Source organism: Xanthobacter sp. AM11, assembly GCF_047444035.1.
GTDB lineage: Bacteria > Pseudomonadota > Alphaproteobacteria > Rhizobiales > Xanthobacteraceae > Xanthobacter.
Map to the genome: position 1 here is coordinate 17212 of NZ_JBLAOA010000001.1, position 26081 is coordinate 43292.

A 26081-nucleotide genomic window follows, 5' to 3' on the forward strand; every position below is an offset into this window, starting at 1 on the left:
GCGGGTTCCCGCCGACCGACACCGCCCGCGCGGGGCCACGGCCCCGTGCCTGGACGATCTTGCGAAAGCCCGAAGATGACCCGCCTCTTCCTGAAGTCCGTGGACACGCTCTCCAAAGCCAGCGCCATCCTTGCCGGCCTGCTGCTGCTGGCGGCCATGCTGGTGATCTGCGAGATGATCTTCCTGCGCTACGTGTTCCGCTCGCCCACCATCTGGCAGACCGACTTCGTGGTGTTCTCCGCCACCGCCGCGGTCTTCCTGGGGGCGCCCTATGTGCTGCTCACCCGCGGCCATGTGGGGGTGGACGTGATCGAGCTCATGTTCACCCCGCCGGTGCGGCGCATCCTCGGCATCGCCGGGGCGCTGCTGGGCCTCGCCTTTGCCCTCGCCATGACGGTGGCGAGCAGCATGTTCTTCCATGAAGCCTATGTGAACGATTGGCGGACCTCCACCGTGGCGGCGATCACCTTATGGATTCCGCTGCTGCCGCTGCCCGTCTCCTTCGCCCTCCTGACCCTCCAGTATGTCGCCGAGCTGGTGCGCCGCGTCACCGGCACCGACGGCTTCGGAGTCCACCCGTGATGGCCCTCTCCCCCACTTCAGCCGGCTTCCTCGTTGTCGGGCTTCTTCTCGTGCTGCTGGCCACGGGCATGCCCATTGCCTTTGCCCTCGGCCTCACCGCCATCACCGGGCTGGTGATGGCCAGCGGCTGGGGCGTCTTCGACGTGCTCGCGGAAACCATGTTCGCCGGCATCGCCAACCTCGCCTATGTCTCCATCCCCATGTTCGTGCTGATGGGCGCGGCGGTGGCGGCGACGCCGGCGGGCAAGGACCTCTACGAGGCGCTGGACCGCTGGCTGAACCGGGTGCCGGGCGGCCTCGTGCTCTCCAACATCGGCGCCTGCGCCATCTTCGCCGGCATGACGGGATCGAGCCCCGCCACCTGCGCCGCCATCGGCAAGATGGGCATCCCGGAGATGCTGAAGCGCGGCTACCCCGCCTCGGTGGCCACCGGCTCCATCTGCGCCGGGGGCACGCTGGGCATCCTCATTCCACCCTCCGTCACCATGATCGTCTATGGCATCGCCACCGAGACCTCCATCGGCCGGCTGTTCCTGGCCGGGGTGATGCCGGGGCTGATGCTGACTGCCCTGTTCATGGCCTGGTCGCTCTACGACTGCCGCCGCAAGGGCTTCCGCTTCGACGACCAGGGCCGCAGCTTCAGCTTCGGCGAGAAGCTGGCCGCCCTGCCGCGGGTCACGCCCTTCCTCATCATCATCCTGGGTACGCTCTACGTGCTCTACGGCGGGGTGGCGACGCCCTCGGAGGCGGCGGGCGCCGGGGCGTTCCTGACGCTGGGCGTGGTCATCATCATGTACCGGCTGTTCCGGCCCAAGCCCGTGCTGGACATCTTCTCCTCCACCATGCGCGAGAGCGTCATGATCATGATGATCATGGCCTCGGCGGAGCTGTTCGCCTTCGCCCTGTCCTCGCTGTTCATCACCCAGACCGTGGCGGCGGCCATCGCCGGGCTGGAGGTGAACCGCTGGGTGCTGATGGGGCTCATCAACCTGTTCCTGCTGGTGGCCGGCATGTTCCTGCCGCCGGTGGCCATCATCGTCATGTCGGCGCCGCTGCTCTACCCGATCATCGTCTCGTCCGGGTTCGACCCCTATTGGTTCGCGGTGATCCTCACCATCAACATGGAAATCGGGCTCATCACCCCGCCGGTGGGGCTCAACCTGTTCGTGGTGAACGCCATCGCCCCGCAGGTGCCCACCGCGCAGGTGCTGAAGGGCGCCCTGCCCTACGTGCTGCTGATGATGGCGGGCATCCTCATCATGTGCGTGTTCCCGGGCATCGCCACCTGGCTGCCGGACCAGGTGATGGGGCCGGTGAAGTGAGGCCGGCGGCTCAGCGCGTCACCGGCACCACGTCCACCCCCACCGCCAGCAGGTGGTCGCCCGAGGAGACGATGACGCCATCCACCGGCGACACGTCCGCATAGTCCCGCCCCACGGCGAGGATGATGTGATCGTCGCCGACGGGGATGGCGTTGGTGGGGTCGAGGCCGATCCAGCCCGCCTCGGGGCCGCACCAGATCTCCACCCAGGCATGGGTGGCGTCCGCCCCCTCCAGCCGCGGCTGGCCCTCGGGCGGGATGGTGCGCAGATAGCCCGAAACGTAGCGCGCCGGCAGGCCGAGGCCGCGCAGGCCGGCGATCATCACCTGGGCGAAGTCCTGGCACACGCCGGTGCGCGCCGCGAACGCCTCGTGCGGCGCCGTGGTGACGATGGTGGCGCCGGGCTGGTAGACGAACTCGTCCTTGATGCGGTGCATCAGCTCCAGCCCGGCCTCCAGCACCGGCCGGTCACCGCGGAAGCTGGTGGCGCTCCAGTCGGTGATATCGGAATCGATGGGCACCCCCCGGCTGGGGAACAGCCCGTGCACCGCCGCATCCGGCCCCAGGTCGGGCTGGTCCAGGCAGGCGGTGCGCACCTCGTCCACATTGGGGGTGGCGATCGGATCGGGCAGCGGCGTGGACGTGACCTCCACCCGGCTGCGGGTGGTGATCTGCAGGTGGTCGTGGGGATGGTCGATGGTGAGCCAGGTGATGCCGTTGCCGAAGAAATCGAGGCCGCGCTCCAGCTCCGCCGCCTCCGGCTCGATGTCGAGCATGTTGGCGATCACGTGCTGGTGGCCGGCGCGGTCCACCGGCGTCATCCGCAGCACCTGGCGGACCACCCGGACGGGCACCTGGTAGGAATAGCTGGTGGTCTGGCGGATATCGTAGAGCATTGCGGCCTTCCGGCTCCCGTTCGCGCTGGCGCTACATGGCGAGGGTCAGCGTCATCTCCGGGGAATGGCCCTGGAGGAAATAATGCGAGGCCACCTCGTCGGAGAGCTGCATGAGCATCTTCTCCATGGCGTCGAACCAGGCGGCATCGAAGCTCTCCGCGGTGGAGGCGGCCAGCTCCGCCTGCATGCGGGCCACGAGGCGCTCCCAGCGGGGCGGGGGCGCATCCTGGTCGCGCCCCGGCAGCACCTTGAGGTGCTGGGCCATGCGCTCCACCTGGAACGCCACCGAGCGCGGATTGTCCGGGTCCAGCAGCACGAGGTCCAGCACCGGGCCGCGCGCCTCCATCATCACATAGCGCGAGCGATAGGTGATGAGGCTGTCGGCCACCTGCAGCAGGGCATCGAGGGAGCCGAGGGGAGAGCCGGCCTCGCCGAAAGTGCGGGCGAAGCGCAGGGTGCCGATGGCCCGCTCGGTGCGCCGGCCCAGTTCCAGGAAGCGCCAGCCGGTGAGGCGGTTCATGTTCTCGCTGGCGAGGCCCGAGAAGGCGGCGATGATGCGCAGCGCCGCGTCCGCCCGCTCGGCGGCGTCGGCCTCGGAGGGGGCGGACGGCACCGGCAGGCCGACGCAGGCCTCAAGGTCCACCAGCGCGCGCCACGCATCGGGCGAGAAGCGATCGCGGATGACCGAGGCGGCGGCACGGGCCGCCTGCACCAGCTGGGGTAGCGCCCCCGGCACGTCGCGCCGGGTCAGCACCGCCACCGCATAGCGCGCCGGCGTGGCGCGGGCGAGATCGCGCGGCATGGCACCCCAGGCGCCCAGCAGGCCGAGCAGGCGCGAAACCAGGGGGCTGGTGCCGCTGTCGCCGCTCTCGGCAAGGCGCCCCACCAGCACCCGTGACAGCCGCAGCGTGGCTTCCGCCCGCTCCACATAGCGCCCGAGCCAGAACAGATTGTCCGCCGCCCGGCTCGGCAGGGTGCCGGAAGAGCGGCGGACCTTCACATTGGCCGGGCTCGGCAGCAGGGTGGCGTCGGAGACCTCGCCGTCGGCCAGCACCCAGACATCGGCCGAGCGGTCGCCTTTCTGCATGGAGACGGCGCGCGCATCGGGGGCGGAGGAGATGCGGCAGAAGCCGCCCGGCATCACCGCCCAGCCCTTGTCGGTGGCAGCGAGGAACACCCGCAGCATGAAGGGCCGTGGGGTCAGCTTCTCGCCGGTCCATACCGGGGTGGTGCTGAGGCGGGCGATATCCTGGCCCACCACATCCGCCCCGCGCCGGGCGAGCAGGGTGGACAGGCGCCGGCGCTCCGCGGGGGAAAGATCCGCGCCCAGCACCGATTCCCCCATGGGCAGGCCCGGCAGCGGGCGGCCGAAGGCGGAGGTGATGACCAATTCGTCCAGATGCTCCATCACCTGCGCGCGTTCCGCCGGCTGGCCGCACCACCAGGTGGCCACATGGGGCAGGCTGAGGGGCCGGCCGTTGATGCGCGCGGCGATGCGCGGCAGGAAGGCGAGCAGGGCCGGCGCCTCCACCAGGCCGGTGCCCAGCGCATTGGCCAGCGACACGCCGCCCATGCGCACCGCCTGCACCAGCCCGGGAATGCCGAGGCGCGAGGAGGCGTTCAGCTCCAGCGGATCGGCGAAGTCCGAATCGAGCCGCCGCAGCAGCACGTCCATGCGCCGCAGCCCGGCCACGGTGCGCACGTGCAGGGTGTCGCCGCGCACGGTGAGGTCCTCGCCCTCCACCAGCAGGAAGCCGAGATAGCGGGCGAGCAGGGCATGCTCGAAATAGGTTTCGTTGAGCGGGCCGGGGGTGAGCAGGCCGATGCGCCCTTCCGTGGTGCGGTCCTGCTTCAGAAGCGAGGTGCGCATCGCCTGGAAGAAGGCGGCCACCCGCTGCATGTGCAGCGCCCGGGAGACATCGGGCAGGGCCCGGGTGGAGGCAAGGCGGTTCTCCAGCGCGTAGCCGGCGCCGGAGGGGGCCTGGGTGCGATCGGCGATGACCCACCAGCGGCCGTCCGGGCCGCGCCCCACATCGGCGGCATAGACCTGCAGGTAGCGGCCGCCCACCGGCCGCACCCCCACCAGCGGGCGCAGGAATTCCGGGCTGCCGGCCACGGTGGCGGCGGGCAGGTCGCCATCGGACACCAGGTGGGCGGGGCCGTAGAGATCCTGGAGCACCTCCTCCAGCAGCTCGGCGCGCTCGATGAGGCCGTTGGCCAGCACCTCCCAGTCGGCATGCTCGATGAGCAGCGGCATGTGGCTGAGGGACCAGGGCCGCTCGCCGCCGCCCGCATCGTCATAGACCCGGTAGAACACGCCGGAATCGCGCAGGTAGCGGTCGGCGGCGGAAAAGCGGCGGCGCAGTTCCTCCGGGCCCAGCTCGGCCAAGGCGGCAAGGAAGCGCTGCCAGTGGGGGCGCGGCTGGCCGTCCGCATCCATCATCTCGTCGCGGACGCCGGGCAGTGTGCGGTAGCTGCCGATCAGGCTTTCCGCCGCGGCCTTCTCGAACGCCTCGCTCCGCTGTTCCGCCCCCGACACGATGTTCCTTTCCACGCCCGCTTTCCGGGCTGACCATTATGCCTGGCCGGGCGCGAGATGCATCTTTCTTGGAGGAGGTCCAATCCGCGCGGGCGGGCGCCTCCTCAGGCCTGCAGGTCCAGCGGTGCAGGCGGCGGCGTCCCGAACGGCCGGGACGCCCGCACTCATGATGCCCTCCCCCGCCCCGCCGCGGGCCGGGTGGCGCCGCCCCCCCCCCCGGGAGGGCTGGGGCGGCGCCCGACGGCGTGTCAGCCGGGCCGGCGCAGGTCGAGGGTGGTGGGGAACTCGCCCGGTGCGGTTTCCGCCGGAACCTCGATGAGGCCGGGGGTGTGCCCCAGGCCCTGGAAGCGGGCGAGGCGACGCGCCTCGGCCTCATAGGAGTTCACCGGGAAGGTGTCGTAGCTGCGCCCGCCGGGATGGGAGACGTAGTACATGCAGCCGCCGCGCGAACGCTCGCTCCAGGTGTCCACCACGTCGAAGGTGAGCGGCGAATGCACCGGGATGGTGGGGTGCAGGCCGGACCAGGGCTGCCACGCCTTGTAGCGCACCCCCGCCACGAAGGTGCCGTTACGGCCGGTGGGGGCCAGCGGCATCCGGCGGCCGTTGCAGGTGAGCACGTGGCGGGAGGGGTTGAAGCCTTCCACCAGCACCTGCAGCCGCTCCACGGAGGAGTCGACATAGCGGGCGGTGCCGCCGGTGACCCCCTCCTCGCCGAGTACATGCCAGCATTCCAGCGCCTGGCGGATCTCCACGTCCACCCCGCCCTTCTGCACCTTGCCGAAGGCCGGGAAGCGGAACTCGTACTGGGCGCGGAACCATTCCGGGTCGAAGCTGTAGCCGGCGTCGGAGAGGTCCTCCAGCACGTCGAGGAAGTCCGCCCACACATAATGCGGCAGCATGAAGCGGTCGGTGAGGATGGTGCCCCAGCGGGTGCAATTGCCGGTGACGGGCTTCTTCCACAGCCGGGCGATGAGCGCGCGCAGCAGCAGCTGCTGGGCCAGGCTCATGCGCCAGTCCGGCGGCATCTCGAAGCAGCGGAACTCCACCAGCCCGAGGCGGCCGGAGGAGCTGTCCGGCGAATAGAGCTTGTCGATGGAAATTTCGGTGCGGTGGGTGTTGCCGGTCACGTCCACCAGAAGGTTGCGCAGCAGGCGGTCCACCAGCCAGGGGGCCGGCGCCGGCTCGCTGCCCGGCAGGGGGATCTTGGAGAAGGCGATCTCCAGTTCGTACAGGCTGTCGTGGCGCGCCTCGTCCACCCGCGGATGCTGCGAGGTGGGGCCGATGAACAGGCCGGAGAACATGTAGGACAAGGAGGGGTGGCGCTGCCAGAAGAGCAGCAGGCTCTTCAAAAGATCCGGCCGGCGCAGGAACGGGCTGTCGGCCGGGGTGGCGCCGCCCACCACCACATGGTTGCCGCCGCCGGTGCCGGTGTGGCGCCCGTCCACCATGAACTTCTCGGTGCCGAGGCGGGCAAGCCGTGCTTCCTCATAGAGGATGCGGGTGATCTCGACGCAGCCGGCCCAGTCGTTGGAGGGGTGGACATTCACCTCCAGCACGCCGGGGTCGGGCGACAGGCGGATGAGGTTGAGCCGGTAGTCGAACGGCGGCGGGTAGCCCTCCAGGTGGATGGGCGTGTTCAGCTCGATGGCCACCTGCTCGACGGCGGCGATGAGGTCCACATAGTCTTCCAGGATCTCGACCGGCGGCAGGAACACGCACAGGCGCCCGTTGCGGGGCTCCACGCACAGCGCGGTGCGGGTGTCGGCGGTGAAGATCTGGGTGTCGTTCTTGGCGAGATACTGGCGCACCAGCTCCTGCGCGCGCTCGCCGGTGCCGTAGGCCTCGGTGCGCGGGGCGACGGAGTAGCGCGGGCGGCCCTCCGGGCTGGCGGCGGCGGCCGCCGCGTCACCCGCCGGGGCACCGGCACGGTAGCGCGCCGACAGGGCCTCGGCGTCGGGCAGCGGACCGCGCGGCTCGAAGGGGTCTTCCTCCACGATGTAGGGATAGCGCGTGGGCGCCAGATACATCATGGATTCCAGCGGGAGCCGGTAGCCGATGGGGCTTTCGCCGGGGATGAGGAACAGGAATTCGCGCCGGAAGGTCCAGGTTTCCGAGCGCCAGGCCGGGCCATCGGCGGTCCACACCCGGCGCAGCGGCAGCACCGAGCCGGTGGGGGTGCCAAGGCCCTGGTTGAAGGTGCGGGCCAGCATGCGGCGCTGCACCTCGTCGGCCATGCGCTCGTCGCCGGGGGCGATGTTCTCGGGAAGGCACTGCTCCTTCCACATGAAATAGATGTTGTCCTCGAATGCCGGCTTAACGAAGCCCGCGCCCACCGCGAGCTTCTCGGCCACCGCCTTGCAGAAGCGGTCCGCATCCTCGGCGGTGGCGCCGTAATTGACCTTCTCGTCCGCGATCAGGTCCTCGCGCCGCCACATGGGCTGGCCGTCCTTGCGCCAGAACAGGTCGAAGGACCAGCGCGGCAGCGTCTCGCCGGGATACCACTTGCCCTGGCCGTAATGCAGCACGCCCTCGGTGGAGAAGCGCCGGCGCAGGCGGCGGATCAGGTCGTCCGCGCGCACCCGCTTCTGCGGGCCGAGGGCCTCGGTGTTCCATTCGGGGGACTGGTAGTCGTCGATGGAGACGAAGGTGGGCTCGCCGCCCATGGTCAGGCGCACGTCGCCGGCGGTCAGGTCCTCGTCCACTTTGTGGCCGAGAGCGTCCAGCGCCGCCCAGGTCTCGTCGGAGAACGGCAGCGTCACCCGCGGCGCCTCGGCCACGCGGGCGACGCTCATCTCGAAGCCGAACTCGGTTTCCGCTTTCTCCAGCATGCCGGCGATGGGGGCGGCGGACTGGTAATGGGGCGTCGCCGCCAGCGGGATGTGGCCTTCGCCGCACAGCAGGCCGGAGGTGGGGTCAAGGCCGATCCAGCCGGCGCCGGGAACAAAGACCTCGCACCAGGCGTGCAGGTCGGTGAAGTCCACGTCGGTTCCCGAGGGGCCGTCGAGGGCCGCCACGTCGGGCTTCAGCTGGATCAGGTAGCCGGAGACGAAACGGGCGGCAAGGCCCAGGTGGCGCAGCACCTGCACCAGCAGCCAGCCGGTGTCGCGGCACGAGCCGAGCTTCTTTTCCAGCGTCTCGTCCGGCGTCTGGACGCCGGGCTCCATGCGGATGACATAGCCGATCTCGCCCTGGAGCCGCTGGTTGATCTCCACCAGGAAATCGACGATGCGCCGCGGCTCGCGGGAGACCGAGGCCACGAAGGCGTCGAACAGCGCGCCCTCGCTCTCCAGCTCCAGATAGGGGGCCAGCTCCGCCTTCAGCTCGGCGGCGTAGGTGAAGGGGAAGTTCTCGGCATAGTCCTCGACGAAGAAGTCGAACGGGTTGAGCACGTCGAGCTTGGCGAGGAGGTCCACCTCCACCTTGAATTCGCTGGTCTTCTCGGGGAAGACGATGCGGGCCAGCCAGTTGCCGAACGGGTCCTGCTGCCAGTTGATGAAATGCTCGGCTGGCGAAATCTTGAGCGCATAGGCCGGTATCTCGGTCCGGCTATGCGGCGCCGGCCGCAGCCGGATCGTCTGCGGCCCGAGCGTGATGGGGCGCTCGTAGCTGTAGCTCGTGACGTGATGCAGGCTCGCGAGGATCGACATGAATGGCACCTGGTCCTGCGGGCGGAGGCCCAAGGGTGGAAGAGGCAGCGGGTCAGCTCAGGTTAGACAAGGCGCTGGTGGGGCGGAAGCGCGACTTTGCGGCGGCATCCGCCTCGAAATCAGGCAGATGCCGCGCAACGTCGCAGAGCCGGAGCATCGCCTTCAGGCAGATGCGGGCGCCGGGGGCGCCGGGGGCACCGGGGCACCGGGCGCATCCGGCGACGGGGCCTCGGGCGGGTGAGGCGCGGGGCCGCCAGTCTTCTTCTTCTTGCCCTTCAGCTTCTCCTCGAAGCGCTGGAGCACCGTGTAGAAGGACGGCACGAACAGCACGGCAAGGCAGGTGGAAGCCAGCATGCCCGAAACCACGGCGATGCCGATGGACTTGCGGGAATTGGCGCCGGCGCCGGTGGCGAACACCAGGGGCAGCACGCCCAGGATGAAGGCGAAGGAGGTCATGAGGATGGGGCGGAACCTGAGGCGCGAGGCCTCCACCGCCGCATCCATGATGTCCATGCCCTCGGCCCGTTTCTCGCGGGCATATTCCACGATGAGAATCGCATTCTTCGAGGCGAGGGCGATGAGCAGCACGAGGCCGATCTGGGTGTAGAGGTTGTTGGAGACACCGAGCCCCATGAGCGCGCCCACCGTGCCCAAGAGCGCCAGCGGCACGGCGAGGATGACGGACATGGGCTGGATCCAGCTTTCATACTGGCCGGCCAGCACGAAATAGACCAGGAGGATGGCCAGGGCGAACACGTAGTAGATCTGATTGCCTACCGCCTTCTCCTGGTAGGACATGGCGGTCCACTCGAAGCCGGTGCCGGGCGGCAGGGTGGCGGCGGCGATCTGCTCCATCAGCGAGAGCGCCTGGCCGGACGAGAAGCCGGCGGCCTCCCCACCGACGATGGTGGAGCTGGGATACAGATTGTAGAGCGAGATCAGCGGCGGCCCCTGCACCATCTTCACGGTGACCAGGGTGCCAAGGGGCACCATGTCGCCGTTGGGCACGCGGATCTTCAGGTTCATGAGGTCCGAGGGCGTCACGCGGAAGCCCGCCTCCGCCTGCACATAGACCTGGAACACATTGCCGAAGCGGTTGATCTGGTTGACGTAGGTGGAGCCCAGATAGGACGAGATGGTGGTGAACACCTGCCCCACCGTCACCCCCAGGGTTTCCGCCTTGATGCGGTTGATCTCCACCTCGATCTGCGGCGCGCCGGCCCGGAACGAGGACGAGACGTGGGCGAGCGCCGACTGGGCGCGGGCCTTGTCCACCATGGAGGTGGTGATCTGCTCCAGCAGGCGGTAGTCGAAATTGCCGTTTCGCAACTGCGGCTGCATGGTGAAACCGGCGGCGTTGCCGATGCCCTGGATCGCCGGCGGCACGAGGATGAGGATCTCCGCCTCCTCCACGCTCCCCACCGCCGCGTTCAGGTTCTGGTACATGGAGAGCAGGTCCTGGCCGGTGGTGGCATAGCGCTCCGACCACGGCTTCAGGGGAATGTAGACGGCGCCCGCATTGGCGAGGGTGGACGAGTTGTCGAGCACCGAGATGCCGGAGATGGCGAGCGCGGTGGCCACCCCAGGCACCTTGAGGATCCGGTCGGTGACGTCCGACATCACCCGCTGGGTGCGGTTCATGTTCGCCCCGTCGGGCAGTTGCACATGCGCGAGGAAATAGCCCTGGTCCTCGATGGGCAGGAACGAGGTGGGCACCCGGGTCAGGCCCCAGCCGGCAAGGCCCATGAGCGACAGGGCGATCAGCACCATGATCTTGGAATGGTGCACCATGCGGCCGATGAGGCCGGCATAGGCGTGCTCGGCCCTGGCATAGATGGCGTTGAAGCCGCGATAGATGAAGTTGCGCTGCTCCGGCGGCACCGGCTGGCGCAGCCACAGTGCGCACTGGGTGGGCTTCAGGGTCGCCGCATTGATGGCCGAGATGAAGGCCGTGGCGGCGATGACCAGCGCGAATTGCTTGAACATCTGCCCTGTCAGGCCCGGAATGAACGAGGCCGGCAGGAACACGCTCATCAGCACCAGGGTGATGCCCACCACCGGCCCGAACAGTTCGTCCATGGCCTTTTCGGCCGCCGGCTGGCCCTCCATCCCCTCCTCGATATGCCGCGCCACGCCTTCCACGATCACGATGGCGTCGTCCACCACGATGCCGATGGCGAGGATGATGGCGAACAGGGTGGAGAGGTTGATGGTGAAGCCCATGGCGTCCATGGCGGCGAAGGCGCCGATGATGGTCACCGGAACGGTCGTCGCCGGCACAAGGGTGGCCCGCCAGTCCTGCAGGAACAGCAGGATCACCACCAGCACCAGCAGCGCCGCTTCGAACAGGGTCTTCCACACTTCGTCGATGGAGGCGGTGACGAACAAGGTGGTGTTGAAGGGAATGTTGTATTCGAGCCCTTCGGGGAAGGTCTTCTTCAGTTCCTCCATCTTGGCGGCGACGAGCTCGGACACGCTGAGGGCGTTGGCGGAGGGGAGCTGGAAGATGCCGATGCCGGCCGCAGGCTTGTTGTCCTGGGTGAAGTTCTTGGAATAGCTCTGCGCACCCAGCTCCACCCGGCCGATGTCGCGGATGCGGACGATCCGCCCGCCGTCCGTATTGTCCACCTTGACGATGATGTTCTCGTAGTCCGAGGCGTCGTCGAGCCGGCCCTTGATGTTGACCGTATATTGGAAGCCGGCGTTCGACGGCGCCGGCGGCATGCCGAGCTGGCCGGGCGTGACTTCCTGGCTCTGCTTCTGGATGGCATTGGAGATGTCGGTGGGGGTGAGCCCGAACGCCTGCATGCGGTCCGGGTCCATCCAGATGCGCAGGGCGTAGGTGCCGGCGCCGAACACCGCCACGTTGGCCACGCCATCCAGGCGCTCCAGCTCGTTCTGGATGTTGATGATGGCGTAATTGTTCAGGAACAGCCCGTCATAGCGCCCGTCCGGCGAGATCAGGGTCACGAACTCGAGGATCGAGGTGCCCTTCTGCAGAATGGTCACGCCCTGCGCCTGCACCGCCGTGGGCAGCGAGGCGAGGGCGATGTTGACGCGGTTCTGCACCAGCACCTGCGCCATGTTCGGATCGGTGCCGATGGCGAAGGTCACGATCAGCGTGTAGGTGCCGTCCGATGCCGACCACGACTGCATGTAGAGCATGCCCTCGACGCCGTTCACCTGCTGCTCGATGGGCAGGGCGACCGTGTCGATGAGGGTCTTGGCCGAGGCGCCGGGATAGGTGGTGGACACCGATACGGTGGGCGGCACGATGTTGGGATACTGCGACACCGGCAGGCGCATGAGCGAGACAAGCCCGATCAGCACGAAGACGAGCGCGAGCACGTTCGAAAGGACCGGCCGCTCGATGAAAAAGCGCGAGATCATGGGCGCTGCCTGACGTTCGAGGGCGGGGTCAGTTCTTCGGCGCCGCGGGCGCCGGGGCGCTGCTGGCGTTATTCGGCAGCGTGGGCGCCACCGACGGGGCCGCCACCGCCGGCGCATTGGCCGGGGCGATGCCCGCCGGCTTCGCCAGAGGCTGGCCCGCAACCGGCGTAGGCGGTGCCAGGCCGGCGATCTTGCCCACCTCCACGTCCACCTTCGAGCCCGGCACCGCGCGCTGAATGCCATTGATGATGATGCGGTCGGTGGCCTTGAGCCCGCCTTCGATGGCGCGCAGCCCGTCGGCCTGGAGCTGGCCGAGGGTGACGAGGGCCTGGGACACCACGTTCTCGGCGTTGACCGTCAGCACATAGGAGCCCTGCTGGCTGGTGCTGATGGCCGAATCAGGCACCAGAACCGTGGTGCTCGCCTGGCCCAGCGGCACGCGCACCCGGGTGAACAGGCCGGGCAGCAGGGCGAAGTCGTCGTTGGTGAAGATGCCGCGCACGGTGAGCGTGCCCAGGCTGGGGTCCACCTGCGGCGCCACATAGTCGATGCGGCCGCGGTGGGGATAGCCCGTCTCGGTCTGCAGGCCGATCTCGATCGGGATATCGTCGAGGTCGCGGGTGAGCGCCATCAGCGATTTGCCCTGCCTGGCCAGGTGCTCCTTGATGCGCAGAACCTGCTGCTCGCTCAGGGTGAACCAGACCCAGATGGGATTGAGCTGGACGATGCTCGCGAGCTTGGTGGGCCCGCTGTAACCCACCAGGGCGCCCACATCCTGAAGATGGGCGGTCACCGCCCCGTCGAACGGCGCGCTGACCTGTGTATAACCCAGATTGATCTGGGCGAGCACCAGGGAGGCCTGCGCATTGGCCACGTTGGCCACGGCCGAATCGCGCTTGGCGCGGGCCTGGTCGAGGGTGGCCTGCGAGGCGAAGTCCTGCTTGGCCAGCTGCGCCTGGCGGTTATACTCGGCTTCCGCCTGCACCTGCGACGCCTCGTTGGCGGCGAGGGTGGCCTTGGCCTGGTCCACCTGGGCCTTGTACTGGTCCTGCTCGATCACGAACAGCACGGAGCCCTTACGGGCAAACTGGCCGTCCTTGTAGTTGATGGCGGTCAGGAAGCCCTGCACGCGGGCATTCAGGTCCACCGAATTGATGGCCGCGGTATTGCCGGTGAGTTCCAGGAAGCGGGTAACCGGCTGCTCCAGCACCGGGGCGACCGTAACCTTGGGCGGCGGTGGTGCGACGTAGGTGTTTTTCTCCTCGCAGGCGGCGAGCAGAAAGGTCGCGCAAAGCGCCACGGTACCCCGGCGCAGCCCGCTCGACACCCCGTTACCCCCCACCATGCCACGATCCCCCATTGTGCAGTTGCGGCGGATACTAAGCACGGGGTCATGACGTGTCCATGAGAGGATTGGGGGCGACCACCATCTTGCGGCCCAGAATACCGCAGCCTGGCGGGAAAATTTGGGCCCTTTCATCCGCTCCGCGGGCGACCCACCGGCCCCATCGCCCCCCTCCGGCCGGTTCCTGCCCTAGCGCCAGCCGGCCCTCTCGCATTGACATTGCCCCGACCGGTTCATAAGTGTCCGCTCGGTGTGCTGCCTGCGAAAGGGATGTTCAGGTTCTGGCCGCGCGCCGTCCCGGCTGCGCCCGCGTCCTGCGCCCGTTCGACTTGCTGGTGCCGTATTGCGGTCGTCCATAGGCACACCATTCCCCGGAGGGTCCGGCGGCCCGTCTCCGCCCTCCTTGTGACCTGACGGATCGGAACAGAGAATACCATGTTAGGTGGACTTGCCCGCAAGCTCTTCGGCTCCGCGAATGATCGCAGGGTCAAGGGATACCGTCCCCGCGTCCAGGCCATCAATGCGCTCGAAAAAGAGCTGGAAGCCCTCTCGGATGAGGCGCTGCGCGCGCGCACGCAGGATTTTCGCCGGCAGATCGCCGAGGGCGCATCGCTGGACGACCTGCTGGTGCCCGCCTTCGCCACCGTGCGCGAGGGCGCCAGGCGCGCGCTGGGCATGCGGCCGTTCGACGTGCAGCTGATCGGCGGCATGGTGCTGCACGAGGGCGGCATCGCCGAGATGAAGACCGGCGAAGGCAAGACCCTGGTCGCCACCCTGCCGGTCTACCTCAATGCCCTGGCCGGCAAGGGCGTGCACGTGGTGACGGTGAACGACTACCTTGCCCGGCGCGACGCCGAATGGATGGGGCGGCTCTACCGCTTCCTTGGCCTTTCCACCGGCATCATCGTCCACGGCCTCGACGACGACGAGCGTCGCGCCGCCTATGAGGCGGACGTGACCTATGCCACCAACAACGAGCTGGGCTTCGACTATTTGCGCGACAACATGAAATACGAGCGCGCCCAGATGGTGCAGCGCCCGCATTTCTACGCCATCGTGGACGAGGTGGACTCCATCCTGGTGGACGAGGCACGCACGCCCCTCATCATTTCCGGCCCGCTCGACGACCGCTCCGACTTCTACAACACCATCGACACCTACATCCCCCGCCTCGGCAAGGAAGACTACGAGGTGGACGAGAAGCAGCGCGCGGTCACCATGACCGAGGCCGGCATGGAGAAGATGGAGCAGATGCTCCAGGCGGCCGGCCTCCTGAAGTCCGATTCGCTCTACGACATCGAGAACGTCTCGGTGGTGCACCACGTGAACCAGGGCCTGCGCGCCCATACCCTGTTCCAGCGGGACAAGGACTATATCGTCCGCAACGGCGAAGTGGTGATCATCGACGAGTTCACCGGCCGCATGATGCCCGGCCGGCGCTATTCGGAAGGCCTGCACCAGGCTCTGGAGGCCAAGGAGCACGTCCAGGTCCAGCCCGAGAACCAGACGCTCGCCTCCATCACCTTCCAGAATTACTTCCGCCTCTACCAGAAGCTCGCCGGCATGACCGGCACCGCCAACACCGAGGCGGCGGAATTTGCCGACATCTACAAGCTGGAAGTGGTGGAAGTGCCCACCAACGTCCAGATCTCGCGCATCGATGACGATGACGAGGTTTACCGTACAGCAGGCGAGAAGTACGCCGCCATCATCGAGCTCATCAAGGAGTGCTCGGAGCGCGGTCAGCCCGTGCTGGTGGGCACCACCTCCATCGAGAAGTCCGAGCTGCTCGCCGAGCTGCTGAAGCAGGCCGGCTTCCAGCAGAAGGACTATTCCGACCCCGACGCCTTCACCGGCAAGGGCGCCAACGGCAAGGCGTTCGCCGTGCTGAACGCGCGCTATCACGAGCAGGAGGCCTACATCGTCTCCCAGGCGGGCGTGCCGGGGGCGATCACCATCGCCACCAACATGGCCGGCCGCGGCACCGACATCAAGCTCGGCGGCTCGGCGGAGATGCGCATCGCCAACGAGCTCAAGGACATGCCCGAGGGCGAGGAACGCGCCGCCGCGGAAGCGCAGATCCGCGCCGAGGTGGAGGCCCTGAAGCAGAAGGCCCTGGCCGCCGGTGGCCTTTACGTGCTCGGCACCGAGCGCCACGAGAGCCGGCGCATCGACAACCAGCTGCGCGGCCGCTCCGGCCGCCAGGGCGACCCCGGCCATTCCAAGTTCTTCCTGTCGCTGGAAGACGACCTGATGCGCATCTTCGGGTCCGACCGGCTCGACGGCATGCTGCAGCGTCTCGGCCTGAAGGAAGGCGAGGCCATCATCCACCCCTGGATCAACAAGGCGCTGGAAAAGGCGCAGCAGAAGGTGGAGGCGCGGAACTACGACATCCGCAAGAACCTCCTGAAGTATGACGACGTGCTCAACGACCAGCGCAAGGTGGTGTTCGAACAGCGCCTGGAACTGATGAACGACGACGACGTGGCCGAGACCGTGGAGGACATGCGCCACGCCCTCATCACCGAGATCGTCGCCAAGCACATTCCTGAAAACGCCTATCCCGAGCAGTGGGACGTGGAGGGGCTCGACACCGCCCTCAAGGACATGCTGGCGCTCGACCTGCCGGTGAAGGCGTGGGCCCAGGAAGAGGGCATCGCCGGCCCCGAGGTGACCGAGCGCATCCTGCGCCGCGCCGACGAGATCATGGCCGCCAAGGCCGCCCAGTACGGGCCGGACATCATGCGCTATGTGGAGAAGTCCATCCTTCTCCAGACGCTGGACCACCTGTGGCGCGAGCATATCGGCATGCTGGACCACCTGCGCCAGGTGGTGGGCCTGCGCGGCTATGCCCAGCGCGACCCCCTGAACGAATACAAGTCCGAGGCCTTCAACCTCTTCTCCGCCCTGCTGAACCGCCTGCGCGAGATCGTCACCGCCCAGCTCATGCGGGTGGAGATCGTGGCCCAGCCGCCCATGGAGGAGCTCCCCCCCATGGAGGCCCACCACGCCGACCCCTTCACCGGCGAGGACGAATTGGCGGACGCCGCGGCCGCTCTCGGCAGCCGCCCCCTGCCGCTGCTTTCCGGCGACCTGGCAGTGGCCGAGCGCGACCCCAACGACCCCAGCACCTGGGGCAAGGTGGGCCGCAACGAGGTCTGCCCCTGCGGCTCCGGCAAGAAATACAAGCACTGCCACGGCCGCTTCGGCTGAGGCGCGGGGGACACGGACGGGAACAGAATCTGTTCCCGTCCCAGCACAGTGCCCTTCGAAATTCAAGGGAAGGCCCGGAGCCGCCATCAGCCCCGGCACCCGGCCATCCGCTGGGGCGCCGGGCCGGCTTGCGAGATTGAGCGTACCGCCACCGCGGCTGGCGATGTTTGCGCATCATTTCCCCTGCGCGGGCCAGACAGGGCCACGCGCATGGGCGCCGGGAGCCGCAAGGCAGCTCCAACGGCATGGTCCATCGCCCACGGCTTACTGAAAACTCTCGGATCAACGCCGAAGCGGCGCCGGCCCTATTGCGGCAGGCTGCCGGTGGTGGTCACCGCGCCGGGCGGCGTAAGGGTGCCGGCGCTGGCCACCGTCGCGGGCCGGGCAGCCGAAGAGACGGGCTTTCCGGGTGCGGCGGTTCCCGCCGCCGCCGTGGCAGGCCTGGCCGGCGGCACCGGCGCGGTGCCTGCAGTCGCCGCCGTCGTGGCGGCAGGCGCAGCCGGGGCCACGGGAGCCACCGCCTCGCCGGTCGGCACCGGCGACCCGTTCACCGCCGCCGTCGCGGCCGCGGCGGCGAGGGCTTCCGCGGTGAGCTTGGGCGGCCGCACATCCTCGGGAATGGTGCCCGGCGCCTCGGCGAAGGACAGCTGGCCGCTCTCGCGCTCCTTGATCTTGGCGAGGAACACCGGGTGCATGCCGCCGTCGCTGCCGGTCTTCACGGGAGCCGTGGGGGCAACCGGCACCAGCGAGGCGATCTGCGCCTCGTCGCTCCGCTGCTTCTGGGCCACGGCGGATGCCACCTGCGGCGCCACCTGATAGGGCGGGCAGAATTGGGCGGCGTCGAAGCTGCGCCCGGGCGCCGGCTCGGCGTCGAACACATAGCCGCGGTTGCACACATTCACCTTCGGCTCCTGCCGGGTGACCTCGAAATGGTCGTAGCCCTGCTTCAGGTTGCGCCAGAAAGCCATGTTGGGGTTGTTGCGGTGCTTGGCCAGGTTCTTCGGCGTCATGCGGAAGGGATAGGCCTGCACCTGGAACGAGCGCTGCCCGCCGGCGAAGCTCTCGCGCGCCAGGGAGAAGATCTCCGAAATCTGCTCGTCGGTCATGGCGTAGCAGCCGGCGGAGGAACAATCGCCGTGCACCATGAGGAATTCGCCGGTGCGCCCGTATGCCTTGTCGTAGGCATTGGGGAAGCCGAGGTTGAAGGAGAGATAATAAGACGAGTTGGGGTTCATCTGTCCCGGCGTGATGGCATAGAAGCCCTCGGGCGCCTGCCGGTCGCCCATGCGCACCTTGGGGCCGAGCTCGCCGGACCAGCGGCAGATGGGATAGGTCTTCAGAAGCGCGAACGAGCCGTCGGACGCGACCTTCCACACCTCAAGCTCGGATTCTTCCTTGAAGATGCGCACCAGCATCGGGCTCGACGGCGCCATCTCCTTCTGGCCGAGCAGGGAAACCATCTGCGGCGACAACGGCTTGTTGGCCTTGCGCGCCACCTCGTCGGTCTGGTTGCAGGCCGCAAGCGCAAGCGCGGTGGTGGCGGCAAGGGCCACCATGCGGGCGCGGGTCGCGAATGTCGTCGCCGGACGGTTCAACGCAGAACTCCTCGGTCCGTACAGGGTGCGGTGCGCCCCAAGGTCGGCACCCCGCCCCTCATGGCCCGGTGCGGAGCGACCTGCGCCGCTCCGGCCTCCCGGCCGACCCCATGGAGACAATAAGGCAAATGCGGCCAAGATGAGGAGCAGGCCCGCGAGCGCCCCCCTGCCCCGCGCACATGGTTAAAGATTGCGGCCGATGGCCAGAAACTTGTCGCGCCGCGCCTTGCGCACCGCGGCGCCGTCCAGGCCGGACAGCGAGGAGAGCGCATCGGCGATGGCCTCCCCCGCCGCCGCGATGGCCGCCTCGGGGTCGCGATGGGCGCCGCCGGCAGGCTCCTTGACGATGGTGTCGATGACGCCGAAGCGCAGCAGGTCCTGGGCGGTGATCTTCATGTTGGTGGCCGCATCCTGCGCCTTGGCGGTATCGCGCCACAGGATGGAGGCCGCCCCTTCCGGTGAGATGACGCTGTAGATGGCATGCTCCATCATCAGCACCCGGTTGGCGGTGGCGAGCGCGATGGCGCCGCCCGAGCCGCCCTCGCCCATGACGAGCGCGACATTGGGAACGCACAGGGCCAGGCACGCATCGGTGGAGCGGGCGATGGCCTCCGCCTGCCCGCGCTCCTCGGCGCCGATGCCGGGATAGGCGCCCGCCGTGTCCACCAGCGCGATCACCGGCACCGCGAAGCGGTCTGCCAGCTCCATGATGCGCGCGGCCTTGCGGTAGCCCTCCGGGCGGGCCATGCCGAAATTGTGCCGGATGCGGGTTTCGGTGGTGGAGCCCTTCTCGTGGCCCAGCACGCACACGCTCTCCCCGCGGAAGCGGGCGAAGCCGCCGATGATGGCTTCATCCTCGCCATATTTGCGGTCGCCGGCCAGCGGCGTGAAATCCTCGAACAGGGTCCGGGCGAAATCGGCGAAATGGGGCCGCTGCGGATGGCGGGCCACCAGGGTCTTCTGCCAGGGGGTGAGGTTGGCGTAGAGGGCGAGGAGCGCCTCGCGCGCCTTCGCCTCCAGCCGCTGCACCTCATCGGTGATGGCCACGCCTTCACCCGAGGAAGCGAGCGTGCGCAACTCCTCAACCTTGGCCTCGAGTTCGGCGACCGGCTTCTCGAAGTCCAGATAGCTGCGCATGAGGGTCCATGGGGTTGGAGGGGGTCGAATGCGGCGCCCCCCCGACGCGGGCGGAAGCTGCCTCTGCGGGCGCGCCAAGTCAAGCGGGCAAGTCAAGCAGCCAAGTCAAGCGGCCAAGTCAAGCGGGCGGATCAACCGGCATGTCCCCCCGGCGGGTGCGGCAGAGTGCGCCGGAGCGCCGCAGCCTGCAACCCGGGCGGGCCGCGCGGCGTTGTTCACGCAGGACAGGAGGCTTCCATGCCCGCACACAAGCATAAGCACAAGACTGAGCACAAACAGGGGCGTGATTGCGCCCCGGCAAAGGCACGGCCGGCGGTGCCCGACCCGCACGGCGGCGTTGCGGACTACCCCGCCGCCGGCCCCCATGCCCGCCCGGAGTTGATGGACCCGGACCGCACCCCCGGCGCTGGCGCCCTTGCCGATCCGCGCCGGCCGCAGGATGCGGACTCCACCGGCTGAGGGCGACGCTTCGGCGCGGCCCTGCGCCCGTCGCGACGCACGGGCGGCCTTGTTCAATGCCCCCCCGGAGGGCTATTGCTGTGCAGCAACTCCCCGGGGACCCTTTCTGCGATGCGCGCGCTGCTCGACGTCATCCTTGTCGTTCTGCAACTTTATGTGTGGCTGCTGATTGCGGCCGCGGTGCTGTCCTGGCTGGTCGCCTTCAATGTGGTGAACCGCTACAACTCGTTCGTGCGGAGCGTGGGCGAGTTCCTCTTCCGCGTGACCGAGCCGGCCCTGGCCCCCATCCGCCGGGTCATGCCCGATCTCGGCGGCATCGACCTGTCGCCGATGATCCTCATCCTGCTGATCTTCTTCCTCCAGCAGGTGATCGCCTACTACATCTACCCCAACGTGTTCTGAGCACCGCCGGGGCGCTGGTGGTGTCATTCCTGAAGCTGCTGCCGGACGGGCTGGAAGTGACCGTCCGCGCCACGCCCCGCGGCGGGCGCGACGGGCTGGACGGGCGCGCCAGCCTGTCCGACGGGCGGGAGATCCTGAAGGTGCGGGTGCGCGCCGTGCCGGAGGACGGCGCCGCCACGGCGGCGGTGGCCCGTGTGCTGGCGGACGCGGCCGGCGTGGCGCCGTCGCAGGTGAAGCTCACCTCGGGCGCCACGGCGCGGGTGAAGACCTTCCGCATTTCCGGCGACGGGCCGGCCCTGGCCATGGCGCTCACCGCAAAGGCGGATGCCGGCGGGCGCTGAATGTCCCGCCCCCCGGGGTGGGGGACGGCCGGAATCCGGCCCTTCGCCGTAACGGGGCGGGCCTCAGGCCGGCGTCACGAAATCCGCGCGCATGGGCGTGAACACGTCCACCAGCACGCCGGGTTCGATGCAGACCGCGCCATGGTGGACGCCGGAGGGCACATAGAAGCTGTCCCCCGCCTTCAGCCGCTCGGTGCGCCCGTCGATGGTGAGGTCGAACACGCCGCTCTCCACGCTGGTGATCTGCACATGGGGGTGGCTGTGTGGCACGCCGCCCGGGCCGGGCTGCTTGAAGATCACCCGCACCATCATGATTTCGTCGTTGAAGGTGAGGATCTGCCGGCTCACCACCTCGTCCAGCACCTCCACCGGCGCGGTGGCGGCGAAGGCGAAGACATCGCCCTTGGTGCTGTGCGTGCTGCTCATGGGTCTCTCCTGAATTGATGTGGCCCTGCGCCTGTCCAGATGCGTCCGGCTCAGCGGGCCAGCCAGCCGCCATCCACCGGCAGCACGATGCCATGCACATAATCGGCCGCGCGCGATGCCAGGAACACCGCCGCTCCGCCGAGATCGGAGGGATCGCCCCATTTCCCCGCCGGGATGCGGGCGAGAATGGCGGCGGTGCGCGCCTCGTCCTCGCGCAGCGCCTGGGTGTTGTTGGTGACGAAATAGCCGGGGGCAATGGCATTCACATTGATGCCGCGCCCGGCCCATTCGCAGGCCAGAAGGCGCGTGAGGCCGGCGAGCCCGCTCTTGCTGGCGGTGTAGGAGGGAATGCGGATGCCGCCCTGGAAGGAGAGCAGCGAGGCGATGTTGATCACCTTGCCCCCCTGCCCGTCCGCCAGCATCCCGCGCGCCACCGCCTGGGTGAGGAAGAAAGCGGACTTGAGGTTGACGTTCATCACGTCGTCCCAGTCCGCTTCGGAAAAGTCGATGGCGTCGGCGCGGCGGATGATGCCGGCATTGTTGACGAGGATGTCGATGCGCCCGCCGGCCCCCGCCTCTTCGACAATGCGGCCGATGGGCTCCAGCGTGGCAAGGTCGGCGGCGATGGGGGTGAAGCCGGCGCCGGCGGCACGCACGAGGTCCGCCGTCTCGTCCATGGCGGAGCGGCCGACGCCCACCACCTGCGCCCCGGCGGCGCCGAGCGCCACCGCGACGGCCTGGCCGAGGCCGGTATTGGCGCCGGTAACCACGGCGCGCTTGCCGGAAAGGTCGAAGGAGGCGGCCGGGCGGGTCATGCCGGCGCTCACTTCAGCTGGTCCATGGCCACCATGTCCATGTCCGTATAGTCGATATTGTCGCCGCCCATGCCCCAGATGAAGGTGTAGGCGCGGGTGCCGCAGCCCGAATGGATGGACCAGGGCGGGGAGATCACCGCCTGCCCGTCCGCCACCACCAGATGGCGGGTCTCGTCCGGCTCGCCCATCAGGTGGATGATGCGGGCATCGGGCGCCACGTCGAAATAGAGATAGACCTCGGAGCGCCGGTCATGGACGTGGCAGGGCATGGTGTTCCACACGCTGCCCTCCTCCAGCCGGGTCATGCCCATGACCAGCTGGCAGGATTTCACCACATCCGGGTGGATCATCTGGAAGATGGTGCGCTTGTTGGCGGTGGCGGTGTCGCCCAGCGGCATCTGCCTGGCCTCGGCCACCTTCACCACCTTGGTTTCGTAGCGGGCATGGGCCGGGGTGGAGAGCAGGTAGAAGCGGGCGGGGGCCGCCGGATCGTCGGAGGCGAAGGTCACGTCCTTCGTTCCCATGGCCACATAGAGCGCATCGCGATGGCCCAGCGGGTAGGCCACCCCGTCCGCCGTCACGGTGCCGGCGCCGCCGATGTTGAACACGCCCAGTTCCCGCCGGTCGAGGAAGCCCGGCGAGCCGATGGTGGCCTTGTCGCTCTCCAGCGTCAGCGGCGTGGCGGCGGGCGTGGCCCCGCCGATGATGAAGCGCTCCACGTGGCTGTAGGTGAGCAGCACCTCGCCCGGCGCGAACAGGCGCTCCACCAGGAAGGCACCGCGCAGGGCGGCGGTGTCGAAGTTCTTCACCGCGCTCTGGTGGTGCACGTGGCGCACGTCGATGATCTGGCGCACGGGGGTCGTCATGTCTCAACCTCACATGGAAAGGCCGGCGCGCGAGGCGCCCGCAATGGCGCAGAAGAAAGCGGTCAGCGGAACAGGGAAGGCAGCCAGAGGGAAACCGCCGGCACGTAGGTCACCACCAGCAGCACCGCCACCGAGGCGCCGAAGAAGGGCCAGATGGTCTTCATGGCGTCGCCGATGGAGATCTTGCCCACCGCGCAGCCCACGAACAGCACCGAGCCCACCGGCGGCGTGTTCAGCCCGATGCCGGCGTTCAGGATGAGGATGACGCCGAAATGCACCGGGTCGATGCCGAAGGCCTTCACCAGCGGCAGGAAGATGGGGGTGCAGATGATGATCATCGGCGCCATGTCCATGAAGGTACCGAGGACCAGGAGCACGATGTTGATGAGCAGGAGGATCACATAGGGATTGGAGGAGATGGCCTGCATCGCCTCGGTGGCGGCCTTCGGCACCTGCAGGAAGGCCATGAGCCAGCCGAAGGATGCGGCCGTGCCGATCACCAGCAGCACCATGGCGGTGGTGCGCACCGCCCCCAGCGTCGCCTCCAGGAAGGCGTTCCAGTCCATCTCCCGGTAGACCAGCGTCGTCACCAGGAGGGCATAGATGACGGCGATGCAGGAGCTTTCCGTGGCCGTGAAGATGCCCGAGCGCACCCCGCCGAAGATGATGCCGATGAGCAGGATGCCCGGCACCGCCGCCACCACCGCCCGCAGCACCGCGTGCCAGCCGGGAAAGACCCCGGCCGGATAGCCGCGCTGGCGCGCCACCACATAGGCCGTGACCATCAGCGCCGCCGCCAGCAGGATGCCCGGCAGGATGCCGGCGGTGAACAGATCGGCGATGGAGATGGTGCCCCCCGCCGCCAGGGAATAGGTGATCATGTTGTGGGACGGCGGGATCATCAGGGCGATGATGGCGGCGCTCACCGTCACGTTCACCGCATAGTCGCGGCCATAGCCGTGGCGCGCCATCTGCGGAATCATGATGCCGCCGATGGCCGAAGCGTCGGCCACCGCCGAGCCGGAGATGCCGCCGAACAGGGTGGAGGCCACCACATTCACCTGGCCGAGGCCGCCGCGCAGGTGCCCCACCAGGGACGCCGCCATGCCGATGAGCCGGTCGGCGATGCCGCCGCGCATCATCAGGTCGCCGGCGAAGATGAAGAAGGGGATCGCCAGCATGGAGAAGGCGTTCATGCCCGAATTCACCTGCTGGAACACCACCACCGGCGGCAAATCCAGGTAGATCACGGTCGCCAGCGAGGCGAGGCCGAGGCAGAACGCCACCGGCGTGCCGATGAGCAGCAGCACGGCGAACACGCCGAACAGGATCGTCATGGCCATGGGGTGTCCCTCCGGTCCTATTCGGTGGTGTGCAGCGTGCCGAGCGGCACTTCGGCGACCCGCCTGCTGGTGAGGTCGTTCAGCAGCCGCTCGAACGAGAACAGGCAGATGAGGGCGCCGCCGCCCACCAGCGGCAGGTAGTCCACCCCCTGCGGCAGGTCGATGCCGGCCATCTTGGCGCTCCAGGTGCCCATGGCGAGGTCCCAGCCGTACCAAGCCATGGCCCCGCCGAAGAACATCACCAGCAGGTGGGTCGCGATCTCCATGGCGCGGCGGATCGGCGGCGGCGCGAAATGCAGGCCGATCTCGAAGCCCAGGTGCATGCCCTCGCGCACGCCCACCGCAGCGCCCAGCAGGATGAACCAGCTCATGAGCAGCAGCGACAGCGGCTCGGTCCAGCTGGGGGAGGCATTGAGGACATAGCGGCCAATCACCTGCCAGAACACCGCCAGCGTCATGGCCAGCAGGCCGGCGCCGGAGATCATGAGGGCGACCTGCGAGAGCAGGCGCACGGCGTGCCGCAGCGCCAGGAGCGGGGAGGCGGAGGCCGGGTCGCGCGCGGCTTTGCGCTCCATGCCCTTGCTCCCTTTCAGGCTGTGCTCGATCATGATGACGATGGTCCGGCTGGGGTCAGGGTGGCGGCGGCCCATGGCGGGTCCGCCGTGCCGTCCCCGCCCTTGCGGCCGGGGACGGCACGGGCAAGGTTCACTCCACCGCGCGGATGCGGTTGACGAGATCCTTCATCTTCTCGGAGGTGACGAACTTGTCGTAGACCGGCTTCATCGCCTCGATGAAGGGCTTCTTGTCCACCGCATTGATGACGGCGCCACCCTTCACCACATGCTCCTTGGCCTCGGCGTCACGCTTGGCCCAGAGCTCGCGCATCTTCTTCGTGGCTTCGAGGCCTGCCTCGCGGAACACCTGCTGGTCCGCAGGGCTGAGCTTGTCCCAGGAGCGCTTGGACATCACGAACACTTCCGGCGCCAGGGAATGCTCGGTGAGCGAATAATATTTCGCCACCTCGTAATGCTTCACCGAATCGTAGGACGGATAGTTGTTCTCCGCACCATCCACGAGGCCGGTCTGCAACGCGGAATATAGCTCGCCGAAGGGCATGGGCGTGGCGTTGGCGCCCAGCGCATTGATCATGCCGATGAAAAGATCCGACTGCTGGACGCGGATCTTCATCCCCTTCATGTCGGCGAGGGTGTTGATGGGCTTCTTGGAATTGTACATGGAGCGGGCGCCGGAATCGAAGAAGCCGAGCACCACCAGGCCATGAGGCTCGAAGGCCTTGGCGATCTCCGCCCCGATGGGCCCGTCAACCACCTTGTACATGTGGTCCACCGAGCGGAACAGGAACGGCATGCCGAGAACCGCCGTCTCGGGGATCAGATTGTTGAACGGCGCTGTATTGATGCGGTTCATGTCGATGACGCCGAACCGCGTCTGCTCGATGGTGTCCTTCTCGCCGCCGAGCTGGCCGGAGGAAAACACCTGAACCTTGTACTTGCCGTTGGTCTTCTTCTCGATCAGCTCACCGAAATACTTCACCGAATCGACGGTGGGGTAGCCATCGGGGTGGATATCGGCCGAGCGCAGGGTGGTCTGGGCGCCGGCGGGCGCCGCCGACATGGCGCAGAGCGCTGCGGCAACAAGGGCATAGCGGGACAGACGGCGACGTGACAGCATGGCGTTCTCCCTGGAATTCAAACGCTTGGCTTGGCCTTCATGGCCAGGTCGTGTTGGGATCGAAGGACGATC

At 68.2% G+C, this 26081-nt stretch carries 19 protein-coding genes; 6 read left to right on the forward strand and 13 right to left on the reverse strand.

The window, feature by feature from the left end; translation table 11 throughout:
• Window positions 1-75: 75 nt before the first annotated feature.
• Both ACI7BZ_RS00100 and ACI7BZ_RS00105 read left to right on the forward strand, forming a co-directional pair.
• Window positions 76-582 (forward strand): TRAP transporter small permease subunit, encoded by a 507-nt coding sequence (locus ACI7BZ_RS00100; protein WP_414115184.1) that lies wholly within the window; start codon window positions 76-78, stop codon window positions 580-582.
• Complete coding sequence (locus ACI7BZ_RS00105; protein WP_414119050.1) at window positions 582-1904, forward strand: TRAP transporter large permease; 1323 nt, start codon at window positions 582-584, stop codon at window positions 1902-1904. Before ACI7BZ_RS00100 ends, ACI7BZ_RS00105 begins: the two co-directional genes overlap by 1 nt.
• A gap of 10 nt (window positions 1905-1914) precedes the next feature.
• Here the strand turns inward: ACI7BZ_RS00105 and ACI7BZ_RS00110 are convergent, their stop codons facing one another.
• From ACI7BZ_RS00110 to ACI7BZ_RS00130, 5 genes are all read right to left on the reverse strand, one after another.
• The gene (locus ACI7BZ_RS00110) at window positions 1915-2799 is read right to left on the reverse strand and encodes a transglutaminase family protein (RefSeq protein WP_414115185.1); all 885 of its coding nucleotides are present in this window, start codon (window positions 2797-2799) and stop codon (window positions 1915-1917) included.
• Between the two features lie 31 nt (window positions 2800-2830).
• Window positions 2831-5242, reverse strand: a complete 2412-nt coding sequence (locus ACI7BZ_RS00115; RefSeq protein WP_414119051.1) for a circularly permuted type 2 ATP-grasp protein — start codon at window positions 5240-5242, stop codon at window positions 2831-2833.
• A gap of 344 nt (window positions 5243-5586) precedes the next feature.
• Window positions 5587-8985, reverse strand: a complete 3399-nt coding sequence (locus ACI7BZ_RS00120) for a transglutaminase family protein (RefSeq protein ID WP_414115186.1) — start codon at window positions 8983-8985, stop codon at window positions 5587-5589.
• A gap of 162 nt (window positions 8986-9147) precedes the next feature.
• Entirely contained in the window at window positions 9148-12375 is a 3228-nt protein-coding gene (locus ACI7BZ_RS00125; protein WP_414115187.1) for an efflux RND transporter permease subunit, read from the reverse strand.
• Between the two features lie 28 nt (window positions 12376-12403).
• Window positions 12404-13720 carry an efflux RND transporter periplasmic adaptor subunit gene (locus ACI7BZ_RS00130; protein ID WP_414115188.1) on the reverse strand — a complete coding sequence of 439 codons (1317 nt, stop codon included), beginning with the start codon at window positions 13718-13720 and terminating at the stop codon, window positions 12404-12406.
• 435 nt (window positions 13721-14155) lie between these two features.
• Here ACI7BZ_RS00130 and secA point away from each other — a divergent pair, with 435 nt between their 5' ends.
• Complete coding sequence (gene secA / locus ACI7BZ_RS00135; RefSeq protein WP_414115189.1) at window positions 14156-16933, forward strand: preprotein translocase subunit SecA; 2778 nt, start codon at window positions 14156-14158, stop codon at window positions 16931-16933.
• A 305-nt stretch (window positions 16934-17238) separates the two neighbouring features.
• On the opposite strand, the gene ACI7BZ_RS00140 is transcribed toward secA, so the two are convergent.
• Window positions 17239-18528, reverse strand: a complete 1290-nt coding sequence (locus ACI7BZ_RS00140; protein WP_414115190.1) for a hypothetical protein — start codon at window positions 18526-18528, stop codon at window positions 17239-17241.
• 183 nt (window positions 18529-18711) lie between these two features.
• Window positions 18712-19665: an acetyl-CoA carboxylase carboxyltransferase subunit alpha gene (locus ACI7BZ_RS00145; RefSeq protein ID WP_414115191.1), complete on the reverse strand. Its 954-nt coding sequence runs from the start codon at window positions 19663-19665 to the stop codon at window positions 18712-18714.
• A 237-nt stretch (window positions 19666-19902) separates the two neighbouring features.
• Here ACI7BZ_RS00145 and ACI7BZ_RS00150 point away from each other — a divergent pair, with 237 nt between their 5' ends.
• From ACI7BZ_RS00150 to ACI7BZ_RS00160, 3 genes are all read left to right on the forward strand, one after another.
• A complete protein-coding gene (locus ACI7BZ_RS00150) occupies window positions 19903-20124 on the forward strand; it encodes a hypothetical protein (RefSeq protein ID WP_414115192.1) in 222 nt (73 codons plus the stop codon).
• Between the two features lie 111 nt (window positions 20125-20235).
• On the forward strand, window positions 20236-20526 hold the full coding sequence (locus ACI7BZ_RS00155; protein WP_414115193.1) for a YggT family protein: 291 nt from the start codon (window positions 20236-20238) through the stop codon (window positions 20524-20526).
• Between the two features lie 20 nt (window positions 20527-20546).
• A complete protein-coding gene (locus ACI7BZ_RS00160; RefSeq protein WP_414115194.1) occupies window positions 20547-20867 on the forward strand; it encodes a DUF167 family protein in 321 nt (106 codons plus the stop codon).
• Window positions 20868-20930: 63 nt separating this feature from the next.
• Here the strand turns inward: ACI7BZ_RS00160 and ACI7BZ_RS00165 are convergent, their stop codons facing one another.
• The 6 genes from ACI7BZ_RS00165 to ACI7BZ_RS00190 form a co-directional block, all read right to left on the reverse strand.
• Window positions 20931-21293 (reverse strand): cupin domain-containing protein, encoded by a 363-nt coding sequence (locus ACI7BZ_RS00165; RefSeq protein ID WP_414115195.1) that lies wholly within the window; start codon window positions 21291-21293, stop codon window positions 20931-20933.
• A 50-nt stretch (window positions 21294-21343) separates the two neighbouring features.
• Entirely contained in the window at window positions 21344-22108 is a 765-nt protein-coding gene (gene kduD / locus ACI7BZ_RS00170) for a 2-dehydro-3-deoxy-D-gluconate 5-dehydrogenase KduD (protein ID WP_414115196.1), read from the reverse strand.
• Between the two features lie 8 nt (window positions 22109-22116).
• Entirely contained in the window at window positions 22117-22974 is an 858-nt protein-coding gene (kduI, locus tag ACI7BZ_RS00175; RefSeq protein ID WP_414115197.1) for a 5-dehydro-4-deoxy-D-glucuronate isomerase, read from the reverse strand.
• A 62-nt stretch (window positions 22975-23036) separates the two neighbouring features.
• Complete coding sequence (locus ACI7BZ_RS00180) at window positions 23037-24317, reverse strand: TRAP transporter large permease (protein WP_414115198.1); 1281 nt, start codon at window positions 24315-24317, stop codon at window positions 23037-23039.
• Between the two features lie 17 nt (window positions 24318-24334).
• The gene (locus ACI7BZ_RS00185) at window positions 24335-24892 is read right to left on the reverse strand and encodes a TRAP transporter small permease (protein ID WP_414115199.1); all 558 of its coding nucleotides are present in this window, start codon (window positions 24890-24892) and stop codon (window positions 24335-24337) included.
• Window positions 24893-25022: 130 nt separating this feature from the next.
• Complete coding sequence (locus tag ACI7BZ_RS00190; protein ID WP_414115200.1) at window positions 25023-26009, reverse strand: TRAP transporter substrate-binding protein; 987 nt, start codon at window positions 26007-26009, stop codon at window positions 25023-25025.
• Window positions 26010-26081 lie beyond the last annotated feature (72 nt).

Bases quoted from the DNA above. Each gene is read 5' to 3' on its own strand.
- ACI7BZ_RS00100 (WP_414115184.1), top strand. From the start codon at position 76: ATGACCCGCCTCTTCCTGAAGTCCGTGGACACGCTCTCCAAAGCCAGC.
- ACI7BZ_RS00105 (WP_414119050.1), top strand. From the start codon at position 582: ATGGCCCTCTCCCCCACTTCAGCCGGCTTCCTCGTTGTCGGGCTTCTT.
- ACI7BZ_RS00110 (WP_414115185.1), bottom strand. From the start codon at position 2,799: ATGCTCTACGATATCCGCCAGACCACCAGCTATTCCTACCAGGTGCCC.
- ACI7BZ_RS00115 (WP_414119051.1), bottom strand. From the start codon at position 5,242: ATGATGGATGCGGACGGCCAGCCGCGCCCCCACTGGCAGCGCTTCCTT.
- ACI7BZ_RS00120 (WP_414115186.1), bottom strand. From the start codon at position 8,985: ATGTCGATCCTCGCGAGCCTGCATCACGTCACGAGCTACAGCTACGAG.
- ACI7BZ_RS00125 (WP_414115187.1), bottom strand. From the start codon at position 12,375: ATGATCTCGCGCTTTTTCATCGAGCGGCCGGTCCTTTCGAACGTGCTC.
- ACI7BZ_RS00130 (WP_414115188.1), bottom strand. From the start codon at position 13,720: ATGGTGGGGGGTAACGGGGTGTCGAGCGGGCTGCGCCGGGGTACCGTG.
- secA (WP_414115189.1), top strand. From the start codon at position 14,156: ATGTTAGGTGGACTTGCCCGCAAGCTCTTCGGCTCCGCGAATGATCGC.
- ACI7BZ_RS00145 (WP_414115191.1), bottom strand. From the start codon at position 19,665: ATGCGCAGCTATCTGGACTTCGAGAAGCCGGTCGCCGAACTCGAGGCC.
- ACI7BZ_RS00150 (WP_414115192.1), top strand. From the start codon at position 19,903: ATGCCCGCACACAAGCATAAGCACAAGACTGAGCACAAACAGGGGCGT.
- ACI7BZ_RS00155 (WP_414115193.1), top strand. From the start codon at position 20,236: ATGCGCGCGCTGCTCGACGTCATCCTTGTCGTTCTGCAACTTTATGTG.
- ACI7BZ_RS00165 (WP_414115195.1), bottom strand. From the start codon at position 21,293: ATGAGCAGCACGCACAGCACCAAGGGCGATGTCTTCGCCTTCGCCGCC.
- kduD (WP_414115196.1), bottom strand. From the start codon at position 22,108: ATGACCCGCCCGGCCGCCTCCTTCGACCTTTCCGGCAAGCGCGCCGTG.
- kduI (WP_414115197.1), bottom strand. From the start codon at position 22,974: ATGACGACCCCCGTGCGCCAGATCATCGACGTGCGCCACGTGCACCAC.
- ACI7BZ_RS00180 (WP_414115198.1), bottom strand. From the start codon at position 24,317: ATGGCCATGACGATCCTGTTCGGCGTGTTCGCCGTGCTGCTGCTCATC.
- ACI7BZ_RS00185 (WP_414115199.1), bottom strand. From the start codon at position 24,892: ATGGAGCGCAAAGCCGCGCGCGACCCGGCCTCCGCCTCCCCGCTCCTG.
- ACI7BZ_RS00190 (WP_414115200.1), bottom strand. From the start codon at position 26,009: ATGCTGTCACGTCGCCGTCTGTCCCGCTATGCCCTTGTTGCCGCAGCG.